Origin of the sequence: Dyadobacter sediminis, assembly GCF_005860765.1 — a bacterium.
Lineage (GTDB): Bacteria > Bacteroidota > Bacteroidia > Cytophagales > Spirosomataceae > Dyadobacter > Dyadobacter sediminis.
Window position 1 is genome coordinate 418,620 of sequence record NZ_VCEI01000021.1, and the last position, 26,001, is coordinate 444,620.

A 26,001-nucleotide genomic window follows, 5' to 3' on the forward strand; every position below is an offset into this window, starting at 1 on the left:
ACTCGTTATAATCTGACTTGATACGGACAAAAATAGGTAAAAAAGCCAAACATCAGACTTGCTGTCCAAAAAAATTAAAGTACTCCTTTTGTTGAAGGCATAAAATCCAGCGCTTTCAAATCACGGCGGACGGCCATTTTTATCGCTTTTGCAAATGCCTTGAATATGGATTCGATTTTGTGATGCTCGTTCTGGCCTTCCACTTTAATATTCAGATTGGAAAGGGAAGTATCCGAAAAGGACTTGAAAAAATGAAAAAACATTTCCGTCGGCATTTCCCCGATTTTCTCCCTTTTGAATTCCGCATCCCAAACGATCCACGGGCGTCCGGAAAAGTCAATGGCAACCTGCGCGAGTGCTTCATCCATAGGAAGCAGGAAACCGTAACGGCTGATGCCTCTTTTATCGCCGATTGCCTGACGGTATGCTTCGCCCAGAGCAAGGGCGGTATCTTCAATTGTATGATGTTCGTCGATATGCAAATCGCCCTCCACATGAATCGCAAGGTCCGCGCCGGAATGCCTTGCAAGCTGATCCAGCATATGATCAAAAAATCCAAGGCCGGTATGGATGTTCGATCTGCCGCTGCCGTCCAGATTCAGTTCTACTTTTATCTGCGTTTCCTTCGTATTCCTTTCAACAGAAGCTTTTCTTGAAGGCAGTTTCAGGTGTTCATAAATGGCATCCCAGTCATTTGAAATAGAACGGATTGCAGCATTCATTTCATCGGAGATCTGTTTGTCCTGAACGTCAGAGCCGAACAAAATCGCTTTTGAACCCAGATTAACGGCAAGCTGTACGTCTGTAAGGCGGTCGCCGATGACATAACTGTTTGCAAGGTCATATTCCTCGGAAAAGTAGGCTGTAAGCAGTCCTGTTCCCGGCTTGCGGGTCGGAAGGTTGTCTTCAGGAAAACTTCTGTCTATATGTACTGCGGCAAAGTGAATATTTTCACCCGCCAGCGTTTGAAGCATTTTGTTATGGGCCGGCCAGAAATCAGGTTCCGGAAAGGAATCCGTTCCAAGCCCGTCCTGATTGGTCACCATGACAAGTTCATAATCTGTTTCTTCTGCAATGCGGCGGAGGCTGGAAATGGCTTTTGGTAAAAATTCAAGCTTTTCCAGAGAATCGACCTGAAAATCGGTAGGAGGTTCGACAATGATCGTTCCGTCACGATCAATAAACAAGACTTTTTTCATCAATGGTTTTATATTGAATGGATGTTACAGAAAATGCGCGGACATTTCTTTCTTGTGCAAAGTTCGCAAACTAAGTGGAATTGAAAAGGCATAGAGAAGTAATAGTATAAGCCGGCACGTTCTTTACTGCTGAAAGAGTTGCCGGGAAATTGTAGCTTTGCTGTTTAAAAACATCCATACGATCATGTTTACAGGAATTGTAGAATCCGCAGCGGAAGTTATAAAAATAGAAACACAGGGTACAAACCGTACTTTCACCTTTCGATCCCCGATTGCAAAGGAACTTAAAATTGATCAGAGTGTGAGCCATAATGGCGTTTGTCTTACGGTAACCGCCGTTGAAGGCGATACTTATCAGGTTACAGCCATTGAAGAAACATTGCTGAAAACCAATCTCGGTTCACTAACTGAAGACAGCAAGGTAAATCTGGAACGCTGCATGCCTGCGAACGGAAGGTTTGACGGACACATCGTTCAGGGACATGTAGACCAGACCGCCACATGCATTGCCGTTGAAGAAAGGGACGGAAGCTGGCTTTTTGATTTTGAATACGATCCTTCCACAGGAAATATTACGGTCGAAAAAGGTTCAATCTGTATCAATGGCGTCAGTCTTACCGTTTTCAATTCGGAACAGAATTCGTTCCGGGTTGCGATTATACCTTATACGTATTCATTTACCAATTTTCATTTGCTTAAAAAAGGCGATACCGTCAATCTCGAATTTGATATTCTGGGCAAGTATATAAAAAGAATTCTTGGCTCATATACGGCCTAGGATATTTGCAACTCGGAATATTACGTTTATTTTTACCGTTTATAAAAATCGCGCATTCAGTAAATTCATGGCCAAAATAAGCACACAATCCAGAACGGATCTTTTAATACATATCGGAATCGTCGTTTCACTGCTTTTGGTTCTTTTTCTGGGATTCTTTTTCGTATATCTTCCTTTTACCACCAATCACGGAGAAGCTATAACCGTTCCGGACCTGAAAAAGAAAAGCGTAGAAGGGCTTGAAGATTTCCTGGACAGCAGAGACCTGCGCTATGAAGTGAGTGATTGTACTTTCGTCGCCAATGTTCCGGCGCTTACCATTATTTCACAATACCCGCAGCCCGGAGAAAAGGTTAAAGAAGGCCGGAAAATATATGTTACCGTAGTTTCCCGAACAGCTCCGCTGATTAAAATGCCTAAACTTACGGATATGACGCACCGAAGTGCGCAAATGTTGCTGAAAAGCGTCGGTCTGGAAGAAGGAAACATTTCCTATGTGCCGGATATGGCGCAGAATGCGGTTTTGAGACAAATGTTTAACGGCAAGGAGATTTTTCCCGGCCAGCCGATTGCCAAAGGTTCTAAAATTGATCTGGAACTTGGCGAAGGACTTGGAACGGCGCAGTTTGAAGCGCCTTCCGTGCTGGATATGCCGCTGGATGAAGCCAAAATCGCCATCATCGGTGCAGGGCTGAAAGTAGGACAGCAAATGACCATTCCTGCCGAAGAAGGGCAAGCCGCCGGTACGGTCGTAAGGCAGAATCCGGATGCCGGCAACAGTGTTAGAATTGGAGACGTAATTGATCTTTGGGTAACGCCACAGGCCGTTGAACCAGCTGAGAATGAGAATGAGGATGACCTACCAAAATAAAAGTTCTTTGATTGCCAGCAGCAAGCGCATTCTGATTGTCTGGGCCTGGATATTGCTGCAATGTTCGTATTCATATGGTCAGTTGCAGCTTGTTCCGCTTGGCGGTGACGATGAAAGCCATGCGGATGCATTCGAATCAGAAAACCCTCTTCGTACGCAGGCATCTTTAAACCTTCCGTTTTTCGATGATTTTTCATCGGTAAAAAATGCAACGCCGGGCAGTAAAAACTGGCTGCCGGGAAGCGGTGTTTACATCAACAATTCGCTGACTACGTCGCACCCGTCGCTTAACATTGCCACCTTTGACGGTCTGAATGCAGCCGGAACTCCTTACAACCTGCTCAATCCGCTGAATCAGGGCTTTTCCGATACGCTTACTTCCCAGCCGCTTAATCTGGCGGGCAAGACGGCTGCCGATTCCGTTTACATCAGTTTTTACTGGCTGGCAAAAGGACTTGGCGAGTTGCCGGATTCCAGTGATTATTTTCAGCTTGAATTTCTGAATAAATCCAATGAATGGGTAACAGTCTGGAAACAGGTCGGTTATAATCTGACGAATTCCTTTATTGAACAGTTTGTCAAAATTACCGATCCGGCTTATTTATATGATGCTTTTCAGTTCCGTTTCCGGTCGTATGGAAGAAATTCCGGGCCTTACGATACCTGGCATCTGGATTATGTTCATCTTAATGCAAAAAGATCCTCAAAACAACCGTATATCTTTGATGTTGCTTTAAGAAAGCCGCTTACGTCCTATCTGAAAAAATATACGTCCATGCCGCTCCGGCAATACCGGGTGGATCCGAAGTCTGCAGTTTCCGATTCGGTCGGGACGGACATTGTCAATCATTTCAACAACTTCAATATCCTGACCGGCACTTTCACCATTACGGATCAGTCCAAAGGCACTGAGTATTTCCGGAATGTGCAAAGGTCCATTTATGTGGAATCACTGAAACCGAAAATCCTGCAGACAAAACTGACGCCAGTGACGCCCGCTGCAAATGTTGACAGTGTGAAACTGCTTTTGAAATATTTTGTAACGACAACGGATACGATCCCGAATGTCAATCTGAAAAGTAACGACACGATCACTTCCAGAGTTGATTTAAGTGATTACTACGCATTTGACGACGGCAGTGCGGAATACGGCGTTCAGATCAATCAGAAACTGAGCCGCGTGGCCGTACGGTATATGCTTTCCAGGCCGGATACAATCGGCGGCGTCAGAATGGCGATGGTCGCTTTCAACAAGGATATTGCAGGACAAGGTTTTACCATTCAGATTTTCAGCAACAGAAACGGCCGTCCCGATCAGATGATTGCGCAGCGATCCGTTGGAGTCCGTTATGCTGGTGCACGCAATGGTTTTATCGATTACGCATTCGCCAGTCCGGTTGCAGTGCCCGACACATTTTACGTAGGCTGGCTGCAGATCAATGAGCAGCCCGTTACTGTAGGATTTGACCGGAATTCCTTATTGGGTAAAGATCACGTTTATTATAACCTTGGAACAGAATGGGTGAAAGAAACCGGGCTGAACGGCAGCATTATGATCCGGCCTTACCTCGGGAAAAAAGCAACCGGCGTAGTTACCGGAAACGAACCGGCGCTGGATAACAGCTTTTCTTTCTTCCCAAATCCGAACAAAGGCACGCTGAACTGGAATCATAAATCGCTGAAAAGGATAGAAATACTTTCTGTCCAGGGAAAACTGCTTCAGACCATTATCCCGGAAAATAGCATGCAGTCGGCAAATGTCGGTACTTTGACAGAAGGAATTTACCTTATAAAAGCATCGGACGGGAAACGATCATCGGTTCAAAAGGTGTTAATAGTAAAATAGCTTATTCTAACAAAAAGATATCAGGTATGGACATTACAGTGGAAGAATTAAAAGAACGTCTTGAAAAAGGAGAAAGTCTGAATTTCTATGATGTTCGTGAAGAGCATGAATACGAGGAAGATAACCTGGGCGCGGTGTTGATACCACTCGGTGATTTGCCCGACCATCTGAATGAGCTGGAACCTTTGAAAGACGAGGAAATTATTATTCACTGCCGTTCCGGGGCAAGGAGCGGAAAGGCGGCCAGATTTCTGGAATCACAAGGCTTTTCAAATGTCAGGAATGTCGTAGGCGGAATACTTGCATACCGCGAACAGGAATAATCATTGTCGGGAGTTCAGGCATGTTTTTCCGAACTCCCCATTTTTAATCATTCTTCATGGCATGCAGTGCTGAATGTATTTCAGAATCAGTTGATATTCATCAGCATGAAACCATTTGAAATTACCCTGGTGACGAAACCAGGTTAACTGGCGTTTTGCATATCTTCTGGAATTCTGTTTCAGTAATCTGATCATTTCTTCTTTGTCATACTGGCCGTCCAGAAAGCCGTAAACTTCTTTGTAACCCACTGTTTGTAGCGCATGATGTGATCTGTAAGCAATCAGTTCCTTTGCTTCTTCAATCAATCCTTCTTTCAGCATCACATCCATCCGTGTGTCGATGCGGTTGTAAAGTTCCGTACGCTCACGGTCTACGGCAATCAGGATTTGCTCAAACGGGCGTTTGCTGTAATCTTTGATATAATACTGGCTGATCGGGATTCCGGAAGTGTGAAAAACTTCCAATGCCCTCAGGACTCTTTGCGGATTGGCAATTTCCTTTGTTTGCGAAAACACGGAATCAATTTGCCTGATTTCGTTCTGTAAAGTTTCCAATCCTTCGTCGGAAAGCCTTTTTGCAAGTGCCTCGCGCAGGCCGGGCAAAGGTGCGGGCAAATTGTCAAGACCTTCCAGAACGGCCTTTATATACAATCCGGAACCGCCCGTCATAATTACGTAATCATATTTTTCAAACAAAGTTTCCAGGAGTTTCAGTACGTCCCGTTCAAAATCGCCGGCGCTGTAAGATTCTGAAATTGAATGTGTGTTGATGAAATAGTGCTTTACCTCTTCCAGTTCTTCCGATGAAGGTTTGGCCGTTCCGATGTTCAGTTCACGAAAAAACTGCCGTGAATCTGCCGAGATAATTTGTGTTTCGAGTGCTTTTGCAAGTTTTACAGCTAATGCAGTTTTTCCAGCAGCCGTTGGCCCGGCAATTGTAATCAGGTATTTCTTGGAGGTATTTGGCATTGTGCTGTTTTTATCTGAATTTATTGCTGTAAAATTAAATATCATGGATTCCAATACATTACTTTTTTTAATTATTACACTCCTTGTGGGCGGAGTAGGAGGGGCGGCGGTTTATTCCTTTTTCCTGAATCGTAAAGCTGGTAAATCCATTTCCAGCCACGAAGCAACTGTTCTGATTGAGCGGATTGAAAAAGTGTTCAAGGTCGTAATGGCCGAAGGGTACTTTACTGAAATTTACAATTATGAAAATGATAAAAATATCTGGAACCTGATCAATGACAGGAAAAAAGCGCTGATTATAGCCAAAGCAAAAGTGCTTGTCGGTTATGATTTCTCAAAACTGAAATTTCATCCTGTAGAAGGTGAACGCCGGATTATAATTGATTTCTTTCCAAAGCCGGAAATTCTTTCAATCGATACGGATTACAAGTTTTACGACATTGAACAAGGCTGGCTGAACCGGTTTCAGAGTGATGACTATACGGCTATTCTGAATGAAGCCAAGCAGACCATGAATGACAAGGCCATGCAAAGCGATCTGCCCAGGATTGCAGGAAATCAGGTGCAGCTAATGATTTTTCAGCTTGCAGCAAGCATGAACTGGAAAATAGAACTTCAGCTTTCGGAAAGTAACAGAATCATGCTGGAAGAGTATGCAAGTTACCGGATAACAGAAGCCGAAATTGATTTTTTAAAAACCGAGAAGGATAAGTAGTTTTTTTTACATAATTTATGGCTGAAACTGGCTTTTTCTCGTCACGATCCAATTTTCCTGCGTAACAATTTTTACAATTTCACCTTTAATTTAATTCACTTATAAACCTTAACATTATGTTCAAAAGATTATTACTGATTGCCTGGGTTGGTTTGATGGTATTCATGGTCAGCTGTAAAGGTCCGCAAGGAGAAGTTGGCCCGCAAGGGGAAAAGGGAGATACCGGAGCAGCCGGACCTGCAGGCCCTGCCGGAGAAGACGGAACTTCCGGCGGCGGCGCATTGATTATTTCTTCTGGCGCGGATGCAACGGATTCTACGGGTGGTTACATCACCGGAATATCTGAGCTGACTGCAGCTGACGACAGTTTGTTACAATCGTCTGCAGTGCTTGTTTATATCAAGGCACAAGGCGTATATTGGCCGCTTCCGGGCGTTGTCAGCTTTGGCAACAATACTGTAAGTAATTTCACTTTTATTCACGGTATTGAAGAGAGCACCTTTTTCGTTCAGCTTATTCAGACGAACTGGTCAGAGCAAGAATTGGAAAATGCTCCGGAACGTGATTTTGAAGATGTTCGTGTTGTTATTATTCCTGGAACCATACTGGGCAGGATGAACGGGCAGATTAATCTGAAAAGTTACGAAGAAACCATTGCTGCACTTGGGTTAACCGACAAGGATACCAAATTTGGCAAGAAGATTAAGCTAGTAAAGAAGTAATGAAATTACAGGATTAAATACTTTCATATACTGCTAAAAAGCAAAAGGCTCCATTTGGAGCCTTTTGCTTTTTATGAACTTACGTTACTGAATGCCATCTTAGTATTCCCAAAGACCGTGTTCCAATTCCATTAACTCCTGTTCGTAGTTAAGGGATTTGATAAGCGCTTCTTTTTCACCATTGTAAATGTCAAGAAATGCTTTGTCATTGGCATTTGAAAACTTGGTAATACGTCCGTAGAAAAGGCGAAGGTCAAAAGCATCTGCAAGGTTTTTGTTCTGTGCAGTATTGTGCGTGTTATACCAGATATACTTTTTAGGATCACTTCTGAACAGTCTTTCAACATCTTTGTAACGGAAAGAAGCTACGGGAAGCTCCAAACCTGTGGAAGTTTGTTCTGACGGAAGAACGATGGACAATGACTGAATATCATTGTACAAACGTGATCTTTTTTTATCAAAAGTCCAGTCTTCCTTAATCTCCAGAATCGTCAATTGATCAGGAAAGTATTCTTCTTCGGTTGCAGCAACCTGCGTTTGGAAAGTATCTACTTTCGGTGCTTCCGGAGCCGGCAGTTCCTCTTTGGCAACTTCGGTCTTTTTAGCATTTTTCTTGGTAGATTTTTTCTTTGGAGGTCCCCAGCCATCGTCTACAGCTTCTTCCTTCTGAGCATCTTTTTTAGCAGTGTTTCCCCAGCCATCATCCGTTGCGGCGGGAGCCTGCTTGGTAGCATCTGCTTTGGGAGCAGCACCCCAGCTGTCATCTGTTTTGGCTGGTTCGCCAAACCCTGCTGCGAGTTCTTCAGCAGATAATCCTGCGGTCTGATTAGGAATCAGAATGCGCTTGTGCAGTTCCTCCGGAGTAATTTTGGTTGTACAGGAGTCATTGGTATAAGCATCAATCAATCCCGCTTTGGCAGCATCCAGAAGATAGCGTGTAATCTCGTTATTTTTTGAGAACATGGAAATGTTCTGTTTTTCTTTAAGATCAACTCTTCTCCACAACGTTTTCTTCATCATTACATCCCCGTTTTCGATCGGGCGGGCAGAAAACTGGTTTGCAGTAGAATCTACTTTCTCCTGAGCAAAAGCAGCACTGGTTCCCAGAGATAAAGACAGCAATGACCATGCAATCGTTTTTCCGTTCATTCTTCTCATATCATACATAAGGTTGTATTGTCTAAGCAACGCACAACTAGAAAAATTAGTATAAGGGAACAGTACGAGTTTGATTTCCCATTTCAACTTCGCTGACAGCGCCTTTGAAGTTCTGACGTTCTACTTTTAAGATAGAAACTACATAACGGTCGCCGGGTTGTGCCTGTTGTGCCAGAGATGAAATTGAACCTCCTCCGCCATTCAGGGTTACGCCATTGATACGGCGGGCACCACGGGCAAGAGAAATTTCCACTTGTGAAACTCTGAATTTAGCATCCTCAGGAGAGAAGTTTCTGAAACTTTCATCAGCCACGGCAACAACCTGAATACTTCTTGCGCCGGATGCCGGTGCACCTTTGCGTTCATCAAATGCAGCTCCGTTTACCCGGATTTCAAGAGATGGCTTTGGCACACGGTTCACTCGGAAAGGCTCTGATCCAAGAACATTCCCTGCATTGCTTACCGTAATATTCAGCTGAGCTCTGTTCGGTACAATTGTAAATTTACCTTTTTGGCCACTTGGAATGATTTCTCCGCCATCCGTTGAAAAGTTTGGTGCCCAAAGTGCACCCAAAGCCGGACTTTGAATGCTCAGTTTATTAGCACATCCCAAATACAAAGGAGGCAACGTTCCGGTTTCAATCTGATAAGAAGGTTTAACTACAAAGTATTCCTGTCTCATCACATATGTAGTATCTCTTCCGGATGCGGTAGGAATTGTAATCCTTCCCTGAAGTTCTTTGCGGGCAATTCCTTCTGCGTTATAGCCGCCGCCCTGAGCTGTAAATTCGATCAGACCCACGCCATTTTCTACTCTTACAGCATTACCGTTAAGGCTCATGCGAGGCGTAATTCCGGATGCGGAAGCGGCAATAAACATTTGTCCTTTGAATTTGGTACCAGCAACAACCGTTTTGGCATCTGCACTTACCATAGCAAGTACACGATCAAATTTGATATCTGCAGCACCAACTTTACTTGCAAGATAGTTCAGAACTTCACCCTCCATACGGCGGATATCCGTTTGTTTCTGACTTAAAACGGCCAGAGCAGCTGCTACGGGTGTTTCTTCAAAATTCAATTCAGCAAAGTCCTTGTTTCTCTGATCTTTGTTGCCCTTTGCAACAGGATCTTCTTTTCCGTCCAAAGCAAGCGGCTGAAATTTGGTCGGAATCATGGAGTTTAATTCTGCGGTATAGTCATTCAACGTTTTTTTCAATTGGTATGCTTTGCCGTTTTTTCTGCCTCCTACCATCAATTCCGCAACTTTACTTGCTTCTTCAGGATTTTTGATAGCTCCTTCTTCATTAAGCCCGCCACCTGCCTTTGCAGTTATTTCTTCCTTTAAAGCATTGATATCGTTAATAATATCAGAAGAATACTTGCGAACCTGATCAGCCTGCTTTATGACTGCTACGTCAGCAGCACGGTTTCCCGATTTTTCAACTGCTGCTTTTATTTTTAATACAGTTTCCTGGTTTATTCTATTAGCTGCTCCGGAGGATAGTTCCAAAGAATTGTTCAGAAGAATGAATTTTTCTATAATGGCTGAACTTACCTGTAATGCAAGCATTGCGGTGAGTACCAGATACATCATGCCAATCATCTTTTGACGGGGTGTTTCTTTTCCACCTGCCATATTGTTCAGTAATCAGTTATCAGTGATTAAATAATTTATTTTATAACAAGCCGCTGTAATTCCCAATGGTAACTTACAAGTAGTCTGTTACCCTTTTTTTACGCATTTCCGCGCATGGCAGTCAGCATATTGCCATAAATGCTGTTCAGCGACGAAATATTGGTTGTCAGTTTAGACATTTCGTTTTTGAACACTTGAGATTCCTTGGTAGCGTCAGCCATATTCGCCATTGCTGCTGTCAGGTTACCGTAAAATGCGTTCATTGCTTTAAGGTGTTTGGTTGTATCCTGCAGTTCAAGTTCATAAACTGCATTCAAAGCACCCATATTCTTGGTGATCTGCTGAAACTGTTCCCGGTAGGATTGTGCATCTTTGGTTGCGTCAGCCATAGAAGTCATGGCATTGATAGCAACTCCGTATGACTTGTTCATATCGTTGATTGCAGTAGATGCATTCTTTACATTCTTGGCATAATCGTTGGTTGCAACCGTAGCATCCGTCAGGTCAGTAATTTTGCCTACTGTATCCGACAAATTTTTAAAACCTTTGCCCAGGCTGTCAAAAATCTCAGGTGAAATCTTTGCATTGTCCAGCATGTTGTCAAGCTTGGTAGTAACGCCACTTCCGCCGGTTGTTGAAAGACGGCTAACTGCCGGCCCACTGTAATCATCAGCAAGTTCAGGATACACACGAGTCCAATCCGGATCTCTGTCAGCAGACTGGGTTAATGTCTGAATTGCATAAAGTAAAAAGATTAAAACCTCAGTTCCCAAACCAAGGGTCAACATCGGGCCTCCTCCGTCCCAGTGCTGTATTTTAAATAAAGCTCCTAAAATAACAACGGCAGCACCCGCGCTATATATGGTTGGTACCAGTTTATCCCAAAAAAAACTAGGTCCGCTATTCTTAGCCATACGAAATAAAATCAGTTATTGTGAATAAATAGAAATTGATAAAGAAAAGAATTGATTTGAAAAGCCCGTAAAAAAGAAGCAGAGTACAAGAACACTGCTTCTTTTTTAAGAAAAGTAAGTTTAGCGACGACGTGCTCCCGCACCACCACGATCGTTTACATTATCCATTACACAGCGAAAGCCTATAAAAGCACGACGTTCCGTTTCATATTCGAATGTACGCGTACCGGTCTGAAGATAATAAGCAATGTCTTTCCATGATCCGCCTTTAACAACCTTACGCGGTTCGTCCGGATTGTTGTACTGCGGGTTCATATCCCATACAATTGCAGTTGCATTGTCAGTATATGCGTCGGAAGTCCATTCCGCTACGTTTCCCGCCATGTTATACAATCCGAAGTCATTCGGGTTATAGGCATTGGCCGGTGCAGTATAAGGATAGCCGTCTGCATCGTAATTCCCTCTTTGCGGTTTGAAATTGGCCAGAAAGCATCCTTTTGCATTCATTGTATACGGATTTCCCCAAGGATACTTGGCAACGGCACGTCCTCCGCGGGCAGCCCATTCCCATTCCGCTTCTGTAGGAAGGCGAAATCCTGTGGAGTTGAACTGGCCTTCTTTATTCTGAAAATCATGCAAAAGATTGGTACGCCATTTGGAAAAATATTCTGCACCGGTCCAGCTTACGCCCACAACAGGGTAAGTATCAAAGCCCGGATGCTGATAGTAATATTCCACAAACGGATCACCGTTGGAGTAGGCAAAATCTTTTTTCCAGACTGTTGTATCAGGATAGTATTTCGCCATGATTTCTTCTTCGCCAAGCACCGAAACCGAATCAACAAGCAATGCATTGACGAACTGACGATATTCGTTATTGGTGATTTCAGTGTCATCCATAAAGAATGAACTGATTGTTACACGACGGTTCATGTTGTTCATTGAAGAAGCAATGTCTTCGTCTGCTTGGCCCATTACGAAAGAACCGGATGGAACCACAACCATTCCTGCAGGCGTCGTTTGTTTGTAACCTTTACGTGCAGTTGCTGTAATTTCTCCATTTGAAATCCCGCTTTCTTCCTTTCCTCCCTTGCCAAATTTACTCTTGATAAATCCGCAACTTTGCATGAGCATAAGAGCGGCTATCAAAAGCAGACTTTTGACTCCATTCCGATAGAACACTTTCACATTCATAGTGGTTTTGTAAAATTTAAATAATAAAATGTTAGCCTAAAAACGTCGACCAATGATATATAGTATACTGGAAATAAAACAAAAAGTAACAATCCTAATCAAGAATTCGCAAGCCGGAACAAGTGGAAGAAGCTTTCCTTAATCCTGCTTAATCAGACATTAAACGAGTTAACGTAAGAAAATTGCAATTGGTATACACTGGTTTACTTTACAAATATAAATTAAGTTTGTCAAACTGATTCTCCATAATTACCAAGTGGGTTATAAAAAATAATGTTTAATCAATTAAAACTTATTTTTTTGCTCCCGCCCGTATATAAACTCAATATATTATGGATACAATTTTCTATGCCTAAAACCTGAAACGCGGCGTTCTGATGATGGTCTTTTTACCCATTTTTGGCGGTTGCAATGCGTAAGACAGCATTACTTCAAAAGACGACGGGGATTTTACCTTGTTTCCTCCGATTACAAAGTCATATGCGCCGGATAATCGGAGTGACTGGTCCGGAAGCAAATACAAACCGCCCATCAGAATGGCATAAGTATCTTGTTGCCTGTATGTTGCGCCAACCCAGTAACGTTTGTTGTAAGTGACCGTTGCACCGCCTTCTGCCGAAACAGTGCTGATATCGGATTTTACAAGCACAATCGGTTGAATATCGAGCAGATAACCCAATCCAATATTTACACCTGCATTAAAGTATAGCGTTCTTGGAAGCGGGTTTGTTGCTGTTTCAGAACCGATCTGATATTTTGGTTTCAAAAGATGGTTTAAAGAAACACCGGCATAAAAAGCATCACTTTCATAACGTGCTCCGACTGCAAAATCAGGGTTGATTTCGGAAATAACGCCGGTCTGGATCAGCGGATCATCCTCGTCCCGGGCTCTCAGCTTGCCATAATCAATAGACTGTCGGAACAAACCAGCACTGGCTCCAACCTGAAAGTTGCCGCCGGCCAGAGGAAAATGGTATGCTGCCGAAATCTTGAAATCCTGATCAGTCCGAGGTCCGCTTTTATCGTTTAATGCATAAAATCCGATACTGAAATTTTTAATCGGCATACTGAACGAAAACAATTGCGTGGAAAGTGCACCGCCGTCATCATTCGTATTGGTTCCCTGATATCCTGCGTATTGTGTTCTGTGCGTCAGCTGAAACTGGGTCAGATTACCGGCTCCGGCAGCAGCGGGGTTCAGATAAAGCTGGTTTAAGGAAAACAAACTGAACTGGGCATCTTTCTGTGCCATTGCACATGGCATTGTAAAAAGTAATATTGCAAGCAGCAGGTTATATTTGGTACTTCGAATAATAGACGTCAAAGTCATGCCTGTGAGATTGGTTTAAGAACACGCCGGTAGTTTTCGGATTTCATTTATAACGCATATTGCTTAAAAAAATTGATAAAATCACAAAAAAGCCCCGGAAAATTTCCGGGGCTTTTTTGTGATTTTACGGTCAGATATTATTCGCTTTTCGAATGTAAAGATCCAGCGCTCCGGTCATGGAAGGCGCATTGGGCAACGGTGCCTGTATATCAAGGAATAATCCTGCATCTTCCACTGCTTTTGCCGTTGTAGGGCCGAAAGCAGCAATTCGGGTAGAGTTCTGTTTGAAATCAGGAAAATTATCAAAAAGGGATTTGATACCGGAGGGACTGAAAAAGGCGATAATGTCATAATAAACATCTTCCAGATCAGACAAGTCAGAAGAAATTGTCTGGTACATGGTTGCTTCCACAAAGTGAAATTCTTCAGTATCGGCAAACTCCGGAATGTCGTTTTTCCGTACATCTGAACATGGATACAGGAATTTTTCCTTTTTATGCTTGCGCATCAGCTCAATCAGTTCAGTAGCAGTTTTGGTGCCGGTAAAAATTTTTCTTTTCCGGATTACTATATATTTCTGCAGGTAATTAGCCGTTTGTTCCGAAATACAGAAATACTTCATTGTAGCCGGAACTTCAATCCTGCCTTCGTTGCAAATGCGGAAGAAATGATCAATGGCATTCCGGCTTGTGAAAATGACAGCCGTATGATCCAGTATGTTAATCTTTTGCTTACGAAAGTCTTTGTAGGAAATGCCGTCGATTTGTATGAATGGCCGAAAATCTACTTTGATATTATACTTCTTGGCTAATTCATAATAAGGTGAATTCTCGTCGGCTGGCCTGGATTGACTTACCAAAAGGCTTGTTACTTTTTTTAGTCTTTCCTGATCAAAATTGATGGTATCACTCATGTATAATCCTCATTAGTTTAATTCCCGCTCTATGGTCACCGGCTTATAAAGCAAACTTGGCACTGACAATAAGCGGGATTATTTCTATCACGCAAAGGTACGAAAATAAATACAGATTAATCAACGAGCCCGGCGGCTTGGTAACAACATACAGGGCGATAAACCGGGCCAAATAGAAAAAAACAAACGGAAGCAATGCGTACGGTCTTGTTTCGGCAGTCAGATTAATGTGGTTGGTGCTCATCATCAGAACGAGCAAAAAAATGAGTACATAAAACAAATAGGACGATTGTATTAGCTTGACAAAAATTATATCTACCTGTTTGTCAAGGTTTAGCATATTTCCGGCTAAAACCATGCAAATATATTTGAAATAGATCAGCACAAAAAACAGGACAGACAGGATGAAAAAATCACGCATGATCTGAACCGTATTTGATTTTTCTGACAGAATCATGCTGAGCGAAAATATATTGAGGCTGCTTGCCGAAAAGTAAATCATAACGAAACTCATCAGCATTGCTATGATGACTACAAAAAAGATGATCGTATTGCTGTAAGCCTTGTTTACCTTGGAAAGCTGGTCTCTCGGATCGTTATTGAAAAATTCAAACGGATTGATCAGGCGCAAAAAAGACAGTGGATTGAGATTAAAGATCCACGCATTCAGAATCAGGATGATCAGCAGCGAAATGGCAGCAAAATTACCAAACGGCGTAAATGAGATCGGTTTGATATTGATAAAACTGGAACGTGTATTTTCGATAACACCGGCTTCACTGGTTCTTTTTTCGTTACAAAGCAGCAGGCTTTTGTCCGTAATGCCGGGCGATCCGTAAACAGTAAGTAATAGTTCGTCTTTTTTGTATATTTTGTAAAGGCTGTCAATGCTGATTTTTTGCCATTGATTTGCCGTTATTTTGTTCTGCAGTGCACCTTCCAGAAAAAGGTAACTTTCACTTTCTGTTTTAAGCAGCAGTGCATATTTCCTGTTTTTGACAAGATCGATATACAAGCTTACAAAGCGGGTGCCTTCGTCTATTTCCTGTGAGAAAGGGACATAGTTTTTATAGTGGCTGTTATAAACCAGCCAGTCATTCTGGAAATTATAGATAGGAAAGTACTGTGAAGGCGGCATTTCTTTCGCTGCACTTCGGACATTTGTTCCGCAAAGGGAAAATATCGCCAGGAAAGCCCAAAAAGATAAGGAGAAAATGGACTTCATCGGTATAAAAAAAGACCGGGTTTCCCCAGCCCTCTAATAAAGTTATATGTAAGCAGGATATTATTTCTTTCCAAGAGCGACCAGCATGGTTTCGCCGATCAGTGCAGGCGATTCCGCCACAAATATTCCGGACTCTTTCATAATCCTGATTTTCGCTTCTGCAGTATCATCCGCTCCGCCGATAATTGCTCCGGCATGGCCCATTCTGCGCCCTTTTGGTGCAGTCTGGCCGGCAATAAAGCCTACAACCGGTTTTTTATTTCCTGTTGATTTGATGTAACTGGCTGCTTCTGCTTCCATGCTTCCACCGATTTCGCCAATCATAACAATCGCTTCGGTTTCAGGATCGTTCATCAGCAATTCAACGGCTTCCTTGGTCGTTGTACCAATAATCGGGTCACCACCGATTCCGATTGCCGTAGTTTGTCCCAGTCCGGCACGCGTTAACTGATCCACCGCTTCGTAAGTCAATGTTCCCGATTTTGAAACAAGCCCAACCGTTCCTTTTTTGAAAATAAAACCAGGCATGATACCTACTTTACATTCTTCAGCAGTAATTACACCCGGACAGTTCGGGCCGATCAGGCGGCAGTTCTTGTTCTTGATATATTCTTTTGCCTGCATCATGTCCTTGGTCGGAATACCTTCAGTGATACAAACAATAACGCCTATTCCAGCATCAGCGGATTCCATAATAGCATCAGCAGCAAATGCCGGCGGAACAAATATGATGGATACATCTGCACCGGTTGCACGTACAGCAAGGTCAACAGTGTTAAACACAGGTCTTTCCAAATGAGAAAGCCCGCCTTTGCCCGGAGTGACGCCGCCTACGACATTGGTACCGTATTCGATCATTTGCTGGGCGTGAAAAGAACCCTCAGAACCGGTAAATCCCTGAACTATAATCTTAGAATTTTTATTAACTAAAACGCTCATGTTGGTAAATCAGTTTTTTTGGTAAAAGTAGAACGAAAAGGACGAAGTAGCAAAATGTAGCCAGAATTTGTAAATTGCTTTTTTGATATTATTACGCCTATTTATGCAGATACTCAGCAATCCCCATATATTTTCCAACCTAGTTTTAAGTTTTACCAGTTTATTTATTTTCTCTAGGTATTTCAAGAGCCAGCCGGCAACCAGCAAGTGGCTATGGGGCATATTCCTGCTTTGCATTGCGCTTGGCGCAATGACGGATCTTCTGGTTTATGCAGGCTTCGAGCGTTTTGAAACGGCACACGACTTTATTATTGCCGGCGAAATGACTTTGGGTGCATTTTGTCTTGTATCGGCGTCCTGGTGCCTGATCATGAGATATAAAGCTGGAAATTTTCTGTTTGGCTCCACAATCGGTCTTGGCTTGCTGCTTTTTTACTGCATTACCTGGTTCCGGGTGGAATATGTCGGTCTGATCATCAAATCTTTCTGTATTCTGGTGACTTTGCTGATTTCGTGCGTCGGGCTGGCGAGCCGCCAGAAAAGTGCTTTGTGGGTGGTTTTTTCAATGATGCTGCTTGCACTTTCCACCAAATCCGGAAAATTGCCGATTCCGATGGACCCGGTGGATATCAATCATTATATGATGGTTTTATCCGTAATCTGTGTTGGAAGAGCGGTAAGAGACCAATATAAAATTCTATTCTGAAATATAAGTTTTCAAACATTTGTTAATGGATTGTTTTTTTAAAATGCCGTGTATTAACTTGCACCAGTTAATTTAAAACAAACAAGTTTATTAATACTCAGAATATGAAAAGGACCAAGTATGGCGTAATGCTTCTTGCCTCGGTATTGGCTTTCGGAGCAGCTGCAATTAACCCTGTGGATGCTAAAATTCCTTCAGCTAAAACAGAAGTGAGCGATGTGAAGCAAACAAAAGCCATCGTTATAAAAGGAACGGATGCAATGCAGTTCGACCTGAAAGAGATCAAAGTGAAAGCAGGACAAAAAGTAAAACTTACTTTGGTGCATGCCGGTAAACTCGCCAAAACAGCCATGGGACATAACTGGGTGCTTCTTAAGCCCGGCGTTGATGTAGCTGCATTTGGTTCAAAAGCTGCGGCTGCAAGAGAAACGGAATACATTCCGAAGTCTGAAGAAGCAAGCATCGTTGCACATACCAAACTTGTTGGCGGCGGCGAAAGCGATACGGTTGAGTTTACTGCTCCTAAAAAAGGAACTTACACTTTCATCTGCAGCTTTCCCGGACATTATGCTTTGATGAAAGGCAGCTTCATTGTGGAATAGTCTGAAAATACTACATAAAAAAATGCGCTGGTGAACGATCAGCGCATTTTTTTATGCAGAATAGATTAAATATCAGCAAGGTGCCTGTCGATAAGGTCTGTGATTTCCGGCCGGTCCCACTGCGAAGCGCCTATTTCCTGCGCAAGAATTTTTCCCTTGTGAATAATGTACGTTCGCGGAATTGCATTGCCGTTCAGTGAAGGCGGATAAGCGCCGGCATACTGGTAAAACGGAAGTTTGTAACCTTTCCTTTCGATAAACGGATTAACCGTTTCTGCATTTTCATCTGAAATAATATAAAAGGCCACTTTTTCATGCGTTTTGTATTTGTCATACAACTTCTGTATGCCCGGCATTTCCATGTTGCACGGCCCGCACCACGTTGCCCATACATTCAGAAAAATCAGCTTGTTCTCATCCATTTCCACTGTTTCGCCTTCCAGCGTTTTCAATCCGGAAAGATAGACTGATGAAAGTTCTTCGGCTTGCTGTGCATCAGAAGCGGCGGGATCAGCTGCTTTGTCGACCGGTTTTAAAAAGACATAATAAATTGCCCCGAAGGCAAGGATTACGGATAAGGCAATAACCATTTTTTTCGAGGCAGAAGTCATCATGCAGTGTAACGAATGTTGAAAATCGGTAAATCATTCTATTATCCGGTAAAAGTAACCATATTCCGGCTAAACAGATTTATAAAATCCTTTCAAAAAATAGCTCTTTTGTTTTTTTGATGCTGAATAGGAATTTGAATACTTTTATAGAATTAATATGAACATCCGTGATTTGAGGAAAAGGTTTACATACATGAAAGTTCTATTTTTCGGCATTATTTCTCTCAGTGCATTTCTCTTGCCCTTTTCATTGTTTGCCCAGCGTTCGGCAGCCGAGTATTTTGAAGAAGGAAATACAAAAGCCGGAACCGGCGATTTTAACGGCGCCATGCAGGCATATTCAACGGTTATTTCCATGAATCCGGACCATGCGCCGAGTTATTTTAACCGGGGGCTTGCCAAGGCAAATCTGAAAGACCATCGCGGAGCCGTTCAGGATTACGACCGAGCCATTGAACTGAATCCTAAAATGGCGCTTTATTACCAGAGCCGCGGCGTGAGCAAAAGTCTGCAGGATGATTATCGCTCCGCTGTCGATGATTATTCCAAAGCCATTGACCTGAATCCGGAAGATCCGAAAGCATACTACAATCGCGGCGTCAGTTATGCCAAGCTTAAGAAACACAGAAATGCCCTCATCGATCTGGATCATGCGCTTTCACTGAATCCGGACGAACTTGCCGCATTGTATGCAAGAGGAAACTGCAAGCAGGATCTGCAGGAATATGCAGGCAGTCTGGCCGATTTTACCAGAGTAATTGAATTAAGTCCAAAGCGTATCGGCGCTTATGCCGGACGCGGACTTGCGAAACTTGAACTCGGGGATAATCAGGGTGCCATTGCCGACTTTACCCGCGCCATTGAACTGAGTCCGAACGATAGTGAATATTATAACAACCGCGGACTTGCCAAAAACAGGATTGCTGATTTTCAGGGCGCCATTATTGATTTTGATAAAACAATTCAGTTGAACCCGGACAATTATCAGGCTTACTACGGAAGAGGTTTTTCCAAAGGCAAGTTAAATGACCATCGTGGCGCCATTATGGATCTGACCAAAGCGATTGAACTGAAAAATGCATTTGCAGGCGATCCGAAAAAAAACACTTACACCGGTAAACTGACCCCTGAAGCACTGGATGCATTGCGTGAGCAGGTTCAGGAAAATATTAAAATGGAAAACCTGACGAATGAACGCTCGGAAGCGTACTTTGTACGGGGTGTTAATAAATCCAAAGTAGGAGATGCAAAAGGTGCAATCGAGGATCTGACCAAGGCAGTGGAACTCAACCCGACGTATTCTTCCGCTTACTTTTCACGCGCTATGATCCGTTCCGCAAGCGGAGACCAAATGGGTGCCGTACTGGACTTTACAAGTTCTATTAAATTACGTTCTGATTTTCCGGAAGCTTATTACCTGCGCGGAATACTGAAAAACAGTCTTGGAGAAATCAACGATGGCTGCCTGGATCTCAGCAAAGCCGGCGAACTCGGTTATCAGCAAGCTTACAAAGTAATCGGGAGTTATTGTAACTGAAAGGGAGAAAGGAGGAGGGAAGATGGGAGTAGGGAGGAAGGATTGAAGGAGAAAAGGGAAATGGACAAAGGGATCGTCAATAATCCTTCATCCATTTCCCTTTGTCCTTTTATCCCTTCTCCCTTTCCTCCTTTTTCCCTTCTCTTAAGCCTTCTTCATATTCTCAGCCACTTTGTCCCAGTTTACTACTTCCCAGAACGCTTTGATATAATCCGGTCTTTTGTTCTGATAATGCAGGTAATAGGCATGTTCCCAAACGTCAAGGCCCAGTAAAGGTGTTCCTTTGATATCCGAAACGTCCATTAACGGGTTATCCTGATTAGGCGTTGAACCGATTGCCAGTTTTCCGTCTTTGGCAACAAGCCATGCCCAACCCGAGCCGAAACGCGTTGTTGCCGCTTTTGCAAACTCTTCCTTGAACTTGTCCATTGAGCCAAATTGTCCGTTGATGGCATCCGCAACCGCACCGGAAGGTGCAGCGCTTTTCTTAGGCCCCATTACTTCCCAGAAAAAAGTATGGTTCCAGTGACCGCCGCCGTTATTGCGGATGGCAGCCGGCGCCTTGCTGACTGTCTTTAGAATTTCGTCCAGTGATTTTTTCTCGAATTCGGTTCCTTTTACGGCATCGTTCAAGTTCTTGACATAAGTTGCATGATGTTTTCCGTAGTGGATTTCCATGGTCATTTTATCAATACTTGGTTCCAGTGCTCCAAAATCATAAGGTAGCGGAGCTTGTTTGAACGGAGCCGTTTCTGCCTGTATGGATGCAGTTGAATCTGCGAAAACCTGATTTGCCAGTGCTCCGGCTGCAAAAGTACTGCCAGCCAGTGTACGCAAAAAATCTGTTCTGTTCATAATCATGCAATTAGTTAATTGTTGGTAATCAATCGTAAGCCACCCGGCTTACGATGCTACGTCCGAGCGTGATTTCGTCCGCATATTCGAGATCGCCCCCGATAGGAATGCCCCGGGCAATGGTACTCATTTTGATCCCGGCCGGTTTTAGTTTTTTCTGTAGATAGAATGCCGTCGTATCGCCTTCCATGGTAGGACTTAATGCCAGAATAACTTCCTTCACAGGCTCATTTTCCTCCGGATGTTCAATACGGCTGATCAGGGAATCAATATGCAGATCACTGGGCCCGATGCCTTCCAGCGGAGAAATGATCCCGCCCAGAACATGGTAAAGCCCTTTATACTGATTGGTGGATTCAATGGCCAGGACGTCTCTGGTGTCAACAACAACGCAGATAATCGAATGATCGCGCTTTGGATTACTGCAGATATTGCAAAGTGCGTCGTCCGCAATGTTGTGACACTTGGCGCAATACGTCGTTTTTATACGCATATTCAGCAACGCTTCCGAAAGAGCTATGGTTTGTTCTTCTTCTCTTTTCAGCAAATGCAGCGCCAGGCGCAGAGCTGTTTTTTTTCCTATTCCCGGAAGACGGGAAATTTCACTTACGGCATCCTCAATAAGACGTGAGGGATAATTCATGTGAAAAGTTCAGAGTGTTGATATAAGTGTAAGTTCTGAATCACTGCCTTTTATATCTGATAAAACCAGTGATTGCCGGGTATGAAAAGCTAATGGATTTCTGCCGAAATGCCTCTCCGGCAGATTTCGTTACGCATTCCTGTCAGTTCTTCAAATGCGCCTTCTTTTACGGAACATTTGCCTTTGTGATGGATAATGAGGGTGCACTGCTCGGCCTGTTCATTGGTATGACCGCAAACTTCTATCAAAGTATCTATAACCCAGTCAAAAGTATTTACGTCGTCATTGTATATTACGAGCCTTTTTATTTCAGTATCAACTGTTTTATCCAGAATTTCTACTTCTGTTTCTGTAAGCGCTTGCATAACAACCAAATTTCTGTTTGATTAGCAAATCTAATTAAAAACGGCGATTTTCGCTAGTTTTAAGTGTCTTTTAATCCGCCTGTACTGTACATAAATACCCGCTTTAATGAATCCATACGTATCGCTGATCATCCTTGTTGTTTACTTCGGGATGCTGATTACTGTTTCTATATACACATCAAAAGGTGCTGATACCAATACTTTTTTTACAGCGAACAGGCAGTCTCCATGGTACCTGGTGGCATTCGGGATGATTGGTACTTCTTTGTCGGGCGTCACGTTTGTGTCCGTTCCCGGAGCAGTTGCCAATATCCAGTTTTCCTATTTTCAGGTTGTGATCGGGTATATTCTGGGTTATCTGGTGATTGGGACGGTGCTGATGCCGCTTTATTACCGGCTTAATCTGATTTCCATTTATTCGTATCTCGAACAGCGTTTTGGGTTCTGGTCATACAAAACCGGCTCTGCCTTTTTCCTTCTGTCACGTACAATTGGCTCGGCGGTGCGGCTTTATGTGGCTGCGCAGGTTCTTCAGCTGGCTTTGTTCAGGCCGCTGGGCATTCCTTTTGAAGTTGCCGTGGCCATTACGATATTCCTGATTTGGATTTATACTTTTAAAGGCGGTGTAAAGACCATTATTGTGACAGACACGCTTCAGACATTTTTTCTGATCACCGCTGTCATTCTGACGATTGTTCTTGTTTCCAATGAACTTCATCTGGATGGTTTCGGCGGAATATGGGACGCAGTCCAGACCAGCGGCTATTCAAAGATATTTTACTGGGATCTCAACGATCCGAAGAACTTTTTCAAGCAGTTTTTCGCAGGTGTTTTTATTGCAATCGTGATGACCGGTCTTGATCAGGACCTGATGCAGAAAAACCTGACATGTAAAAACATCGGTGAAGCGCAGAAGAATATGTTCTGGTTTACAGTCGTTCTGGTGATTGTGAATTTTCTGTTCTTATCGTTGGGCGCATTGCTTTACGTATATGCCGAAGCGCAAGGTATTCCGGTTACTGCTAAAACGGATGATTTCTATCCGATGCTGGCGCTGAATCATTTGGGGCTTGTCGTGGGCATTACCTTTCTGCTTGGAATCACGGCAGCAACTTACGCCAGTTCCGATTCGGCACTTACGGCACTGACAACTGCTTTCTGCATTGATTTTATGCAGATTGAAAAAAGGCCGGAAGAAAAGCGTTCAACGATCAAATTCTGGGTTCATGTAGGATTCTCCGTTGTTTTCTACCTTGTTATACTGATTTTTAACCGATTGAACAGCAAGGAAGTAATCACGGCTGTGTTCGATCTGGCGGGCTATACTTACGGCCCGTTGCTTGGCTTGTTTTCTTTCGGCGCATTTCTGAAAAGACCCGTAAAAGATCGCTGGGTCCCATTGGTTTGCGTGATTGCACCAATTCTTACTTACGTTATCAACGATCATTCCGCCGAATGGTTTAACGGTTACAAATTCGGTTTCGAACGTCTGATCATCAACGGATTGATTACTTTTATCGGTTTGTGGATCCTGCACGATCCAAGCTCCAAGAGATATGTTCCGCACTCGCCCGTAAAATAGGTTTATGCCTGTATTTTAAATTATATTTTTGCCCGAAACGGTTACTCCGTCCAAGTAATATTTCTTGTATTTATACAGAAAAATCTTAACTTTCTGATAAATAAGACGTGATTTCACGCCCAATGATGGATGTTCATTAAAAGATTAAGTTGAGTTAATTATTTAACAAACTAAACTTTTACAAAATGAAAACATTGTCAGTCATTTTATTGGGAATACTTCTTTGCACGTCCTGTAAAGACAAGGCCAAGGAAGAGGGAGCTGTCCGCGAAGCCGATCTGGAAAAAGAAAAGAAAGCCATTACTGCAGTAATTGAAAACGAAACAAAATCATTCTTCGCCAGAGATTACAATGCGTGGAAATCCAATTACGCACAAACCGATTATGCGTTTCAGGCATGGAGCAACAATGACGGTACCTTCGATTCCAACGTAGGCTGGGAAGATATCAACAAGCAAATCGGAAAGTACATTTCAGACAATCCCGAACCCGTATCCAGCCACCCGATCGTCGAAAGAAAGAACATGAAGTTCAAGTTTTTTGATGATAATGTAGCCTATTTGACCTGGGACCAGTTTAATAGTGATAAAATGGAAAAGAATTTTCATCACAGCAAAGAGGTCCGGGTAATGGAAAAAATAAACGGTGAATGGAAAATTGTATGCGTATCTGCATTTTGGGACTACAAGCACCTGATTCCCGCCAGCAAGCTGCCCATGATCAAAAAGATCGCCAATGAAAGCAGAGGTAAAATCTGAGTTGTATGTCATGTATCAAACCGTTCGGTTTTAAATACAAACGTTCGCTTCTGAACAGCATCGGATACCGGTTGCGAATTCCGAAATAGCAGAAATTAATAATTAAGTTATTGTATATCAAATGATTGTAATTTGAATGTGCCAGGCTGGTTTGTATGGAACTGGATTCTGGCACATCTCTTTTTATTTATAGTTCAGCCGTGCAGTTGTACGGTATGAACATTCCAATCAAATTAGCCATGAAAACTTCCATTATTTCAAACCTTTTTTGCGCAGCCGCGCTTACTTTGTCTCTTGCTTCATTTACAACGGACAAAAAGAAAAACAGTGAAGAAAAAGAAACGGCCAGCCGGGCAACCATTCAGGCTTCCCTGTATAAACTTTCCGATTCTAATAAAGTGAAGCTTTCCGTTGATAAAAGTACAGGTGACAAACTTAAAATTACGCTGAAAGACAAAACGGGCCGTTTGTATTACACCGAAGTGTACAATGAGGATGATTCCAGATACCGCCGTGTTTTTGACCTCAATGACATGAATGACGGGAAGTATACTTTCGAGTTGTTTTACAACAAGCAAAAAGTAGTTAAAACGATCGAGATCCAGAGTAAAAACGACAAGTACATTTCACTGAATTAAGGTTTGTAAAACGAAAAAGATCTTTATCAGCTGATAAAGATCTTTTTCGTTAATGTAATTCCTTTTCCGGGTCCCAGAATCGCTCTTCCCAGTTCTGGATCTTGTTATTCATGATTTCCAGACCTTCACTTTCAAGCCTTTCCTGCATTGTAGTTGGCGTTTCAAAAAGGTCTCTTGCTGTTAATTCGCCTTCCTTGTTAACGACGCGGTGTGCAGGAACGTCCGGTCTTCCATAAGTTCTGCTCATTGCCCAACCCACCATTCGTGCGCCTCTTTTATTACCAAGATAAGCTGCAATGGCGACGTACGACGTTGCGCGTCCTTTCGGAACCTGACGTACTACGTCATAAACGTCACTGAAAAAAGGATTTTCAACTTTGCTGCTCTTTGCCTCTTGCTTCCTGGCGTTCATGAATTTCCTGGGTTAATTGATCGTACCAATCCGTTCCGTACGCCCTGATCAGCGGCTCTTTCAAAAACTTGTATACCGGAACGCCTAACTCTTTTCCAAGCCCGCATGCCGGACTGCAGATTTCCCACCGGTCATAATTCAGCGCATGATATTGCTCGTATTTGGTTACCCGGATCGGATAAAGGTGACAGGAAATCGGCTTTTTATAATCTATTTTTCCGTCATTGTATGCTTCTTCAATGCCGCATTTAAGAATGCCTCTTTTGTCATAAATGGCATACGCACATTCTCTTCCGTTGATTACGGGCGTTACATAATCTCCTTCCCAATCCGTGGTGTAAGTGCCTTCTTTTGCAATTACTTCTTTGCCGGCTTCGGAAAGGTAAGGTTCAACATGCGGATAAATCTGATCCAGAATAGCAAGTTCCACTTCATCCAGCGGTGCACCCGAATCTCCTTCCACACAGCACGCACCTTTGCATTTGTCCAGGTTACAGACAAAAAACTGGTCTTCTACATCATCACTTATGCAGGTATTTTCAATCAGTATCATAAAT

28 protein-coding genes are annotated in these 26,001 nt (G+C 43.0%); 12 read left to right on the forward strand and 16 right to left on the reverse strand.

Annotated features, from left to right (window positions below):
- Positions 1 to 74: 74 nt before the first annotated feature.
- Positions 75 to 1,199 carry a bifunctional histidinol-phosphatase/imidazoleglycerol-phosphate dehydratase HisB gene (hisB, locus tag FEM55_RS09015; RefSeq protein ID WP_138281006.1) on the reverse strand — a complete coding sequence of 375 codons (1,125 nt, stop codon included), beginning with the start codon at positions 1,197 to 1,199 and terminating at the stop codon, positions 75 to 77.
- A gap of 184 nt (positions 1,200 to 1,383) precedes the next feature.
- Between hisB and FEM55_RS09020 the strand changes: the two genes are divergently transcribed.
- The 4 genes from FEM55_RS09020 to FEM55_RS09035 all read left to right on the forward strand — a co-directional run bounded on the left by FEM55_RS09020 (position 1,384) and on the right by FEM55_RS09035 (position 5,017).
- The gene (locus FEM55_RS09020) at positions 1,384 to 1,977 is read left to right on the forward strand and encodes a riboflavin synthase (protein WP_138281007.1); all 594 of its coding nucleotides are present in this window, start codon (positions 1,384 to 1,386) and stop codon (positions 1,975 to 1,977) included.
- Positions 1,978 to 2,044: 67 nt separating this feature from the next.
- A complete protein-coding gene (locus FEM55_RS09025) occupies positions 2,045 to 2,848 on the forward strand; it encodes a PASTA domain-containing protein (RefSeq protein ID WP_138281008.1) in 804 nt (267 codons plus the stop codon).
- Positions 2,826 to 4,694 carry a T9SS type A sorting domain-containing protein gene (locus FEM55_RS09030; protein ID WP_229209172.1) on the forward strand — a complete coding sequence of 623 codons (1,869 nt, stop codon included), beginning with the start codon at positions 2,826 to 2,828 and terminating at the stop codon, positions 4,692 to 4,694. The genes FEM55_RS09025 and FEM55_RS09030 overlap by 23 nt, the downstream gene beginning before the upstream one ends.
- A gap of 26 nt (positions 4,695 to 4,720) precedes the next feature.
- The gene (locus tag FEM55_RS09035) at positions 4,721 to 5,017 is read left to right on the forward strand and encodes a rhodanese-like domain-containing protein (RefSeq protein ID WP_138281009.1); all 297 of its coding nucleotides are present in this window, start codon (positions 4,721 to 4,723) and stop codon (positions 5,015 to 5,017) included.
- Between the two features lie 54 nt (positions 5,018 to 5,071).
- On the opposite strand, the gene miaA is transcribed toward FEM55_RS09035, so the two are convergent.
- Positions 5,072 to 5,986, reverse strand: coding sequence for a tRNA (adenosine(37)-N6)-dimethylallyltransferase MiaA (gene miaA, locus FEM55_RS09040; RefSeq protein ID WP_138281010.1), 915 nt, complete (start codon positions 5,984 to 5,986; stop codon positions 5,072 to 5,074).
- 43 nt (positions 5,987 to 6,029) lie between these two features.
- Between miaA and FEM55_RS09045 the strand changes: the two genes are divergently transcribed.
- Positions 6,030 to 6,701, forward strand: a complete 672-nt coding sequence (locus tag FEM55_RS09045) for a DUF4230 domain-containing protein (RefSeq protein ID WP_138281011.1) — start codon at positions 6,030 to 6,032, stop codon at positions 6,699 to 6,701.
- Between the two features lie 116 nt (positions 6,702 to 6,817).
- On the forward strand, positions 6,818 to 7,423 hold the full coding sequence (locus tag FEM55_RS09050) for a hypothetical protein (RefSeq protein WP_138281012.1): 606 nt from the start codon (positions 6,818 to 6,820) through the stop codon (positions 7,421 to 7,423).
- A gap of 99 nt (positions 7,424 to 7,522) precedes the next feature.
- On the opposite strand, the gene FEM55_RS09055 is transcribed toward FEM55_RS09050, so the two are convergent.
- The 8 genes from FEM55_RS09055 to sucD all read right to left on the reverse strand — a co-directional run bounded on the left by FEM55_RS09055 (position 7,523) and on the right by sucD (position 16,735).
- Positions 7,523 to 8,590 (reverse strand): gliding motility protein GldN, encoded by a 1,068-nt coding sequence (locus FEM55_RS09055; RefSeq protein ID WP_171036519.1) that lies wholly within the window; start codon positions 8,588 to 8,590, stop codon positions 7,523 to 7,525.
- Positions 8,591 to 8,627: 37 nt separating this feature from the next.
- Positions 8,628 to 10,220, reverse strand: a complete 1,593-nt coding sequence (gene porM / locus FEM55_RS09060; protein ID WP_138281013.1) for a type IX secretion system motor protein PorM/GldM — start codon at positions 10,218 to 10,220, stop codon at positions 8,628 to 8,630.
- A 98-nt stretch (positions 10,221 to 10,318) separates the two neighbouring features.
- Complete coding sequence (gene porL, locus FEM55_RS09065) at positions 10,319 to 11,134, reverse strand: type IX secretion system motor protein PorL/GldL (protein ID WP_138281014.1); 816 nt, start codon at positions 11,132 to 11,134, stop codon at positions 10,319 to 10,321.
- A 120-nt stretch (positions 11,135 to 11,254) separates the two neighbouring features.
- On the reverse strand, positions 11,255 to 12,328 hold the full coding sequence (gene porK / locus FEM55_RS09070) for a T9SS ring complex lipoprotein PorK/GldK (protein WP_138281015.1): 1,074 nt from the start codon (positions 12,326 to 12,328) through the stop codon (positions 11,255 to 11,257).
- 352 nt (positions 12,329 to 12,680) lie between these two features.
- Complete coding sequence (locus FEM55_RS09075; RefSeq protein ID WP_138281016.1) at positions 12,681 to 13,658, reverse strand: PorP/SprF family type IX secretion system membrane protein; 978 nt, start codon at positions 13,656 to 13,658, stop codon at positions 12,681 to 12,683.
- Positions 13,659 to 13,788: 130 nt separating this feature from the next.
- Complete coding sequence (locus FEM55_RS09080; protein WP_138281017.1) at positions 13,789 to 14,571, reverse strand: uroporphyrinogen-III synthase; 783 nt, start codon at positions 14,569 to 14,571, stop codon at positions 13,789 to 13,791.
- Between the two features lie 43 nt (positions 14,572 to 14,614).
- Positions 14,615 to 15,796, reverse strand: coding sequence for a DUF4271 domain-containing protein (locus tag FEM55_RS09085; protein WP_138281018.1), 1,182 nt, complete (start codon positions 15,794 to 15,796; stop codon positions 14,615 to 14,617).
- Between the two features lie 60 nt (positions 15,797 to 15,856).
- Positions 15,857 to 16,735 (reverse strand): succinate--CoA ligase subunit alpha, encoded by an 879-nt coding sequence (gene sucD, locus FEM55_RS09090; RefSeq protein WP_138281019.1) that lies wholly within the window; start codon positions 16,733 to 16,735, stop codon positions 15,857 to 15,859.
- A 103-nt stretch (positions 16,736 to 16,838) separates the two neighbouring features.
- On the opposite strand from sucD, the gene FEM55_RS09095 reads away from it, so the two are divergent.
- Positions 16,839 to 17,441 carry a DUF6962 family protein gene (locus tag FEM55_RS09095; RefSeq protein ID WP_138281020.1) on the forward strand — a complete coding sequence of 201 codons (603 nt, stop codon included), beginning with the start codon at positions 16,839 to 16,841 and terminating at the stop codon, positions 17,439 to 17,441.
- A 104-nt stretch (positions 17,442 to 17,545) separates the two neighbouring features.
- Entirely contained in the window at positions 17,546 to 18,043 is a 498-nt protein-coding gene (gene azu, locus FEM55_RS09100) for an azurin (RefSeq protein ID WP_138281021.1), read from the forward strand.
- Between the two features lie 65 nt (positions 18,044 to 18,108).
- On the opposite strand, the gene FEM55_RS09105 is transcribed toward azu, so the two are convergent.
- Positions 18,109 to 18,657 carry a TlpA family protein disulfide reductase gene (locus FEM55_RS09105; RefSeq protein ID WP_229209173.1) on the reverse strand — a complete coding sequence of 183 codons (549 nt, stop codon included), beginning with the start codon at positions 18,655 to 18,657 and terminating at the stop codon, positions 18,109 to 18,111.
- Positions 18,658 to 18,847: 190 nt separating this feature from the next.
- On the opposite strand from FEM55_RS09105, the gene FEM55_RS09110 reads away from it, so the two are divergent.
- Positions 18,848 to 20,191 (forward strand): tetratricopeptide repeat protein, encoded by a 1,344-nt coding sequence (locus FEM55_RS09110; protein ID WP_229209174.1) that lies wholly within the window; start codon positions 18,848 to 18,850, stop codon positions 20,189 to 20,191.
- 144 nt (positions 20,192 to 20,335) lie between these two features.
- Here the strand turns inward: FEM55_RS09110 and FEM55_RS09115 are convergent, their stop codons facing one another.
- The 3 genes from FEM55_RS09115 to FEM55_RS09125 all read right to left on the reverse strand — a co-directional run bounded on the left by FEM55_RS09115 (position 20,336) and on the right by FEM55_RS09125 (position 22,054).
- Positions 20,336 to 21,046: a superoxide dismutase gene (locus FEM55_RS09115; RefSeq protein ID WP_138281022.1), complete on the reverse strand. Its 711-nt coding sequence runs from the start codon at positions 21,044 to 21,046 to the stop codon at positions 20,336 to 20,338.
- A 28-nt stretch (positions 21,047 to 21,074) separates the two neighbouring features.
- Positions 21,075 to 21,689, reverse strand: coding sequence for a recombination mediator RecR (recR, locus tag FEM55_RS09120; protein WP_138281023.1), 615 nt, complete (start codon positions 21,687 to 21,689; stop codon positions 21,075 to 21,077).
- Between the two features lie 89 nt (positions 21,690 to 21,778).
- Complete coding sequence (locus tag FEM55_RS09125) at positions 21,779 to 22,054, reverse strand: ATP-dependent Clp protease adaptor ClpS (RefSeq protein WP_138281024.1); 276 nt, start codon at positions 22,052 to 22,054, stop codon at positions 21,779 to 21,781.
- 106 nt (positions 22,055 to 22,160) lie between these two features.
- Between FEM55_RS09125 and FEM55_RS09130 the strand changes: the two genes are divergently transcribed.
- The 3 genes from FEM55_RS09130 (at position 22,161) to FEM55_RS09140 (ending at position 25,032) form a co-directional block, all read left to right on the forward strand.
- Positions 22,161 to 23,636 (forward strand): sodium:solute symporter, encoded by a 1,476-nt coding sequence (locus FEM55_RS09130; RefSeq protein ID WP_138281025.1) that lies wholly within the window; start codon positions 22,161 to 22,163, stop codon positions 23,634 to 23,636.
- Between the two features lie 185 nt (positions 23,637 to 23,821).
- Positions 23,822 to 24,394 (forward strand): hypothetical protein, encoded by a 573-nt coding sequence (locus FEM55_RS09135; protein ID WP_138281026.1) that lies wholly within the window; start codon positions 23,822 to 23,824, stop codon positions 24,392 to 24,394.
- Between the two features lie 239 nt (positions 24,395 to 24,633).
- Entirely contained in the window at positions 24,634 to 25,032 is a 399-nt protein-coding gene (locus FEM55_RS09140) for a hypothetical protein (protein WP_138281027.1), read from the forward strand.
- A 49-nt stretch (positions 25,033 to 25,081) separates the two neighbouring features.
- Here the strand turns inward: FEM55_RS09140 and FEM55_RS09145 are convergent, their stop codons facing one another.
- The gene (locus FEM55_RS09145) at positions 25,082 to 25,444 is read right to left on the reverse strand and encodes an MGMT family protein (RefSeq protein ID WP_138281028.1); all 363 of its coding nucleotides are present in this window, start codon (positions 25,442 to 25,444) and stop codon (positions 25,082 to 25,084) included.
- Positions 25,404 to 25,997 carry a DUF3109 family protein gene (locus FEM55_RS09150; RefSeq protein WP_138281029.1) on the reverse strand — a complete coding sequence of 198 codons (594 nt, stop codon included), beginning with the start codon at positions 25,995 to 25,997 and terminating at the stop codon, positions 25,404 to 25,406. Before FEM55_RS09150 ends, FEM55_RS09145 begins: the two co-directional genes overlap by 41 nt.
- Positions 25,998 to 26,001: the final 4 nt, after the last annotated feature.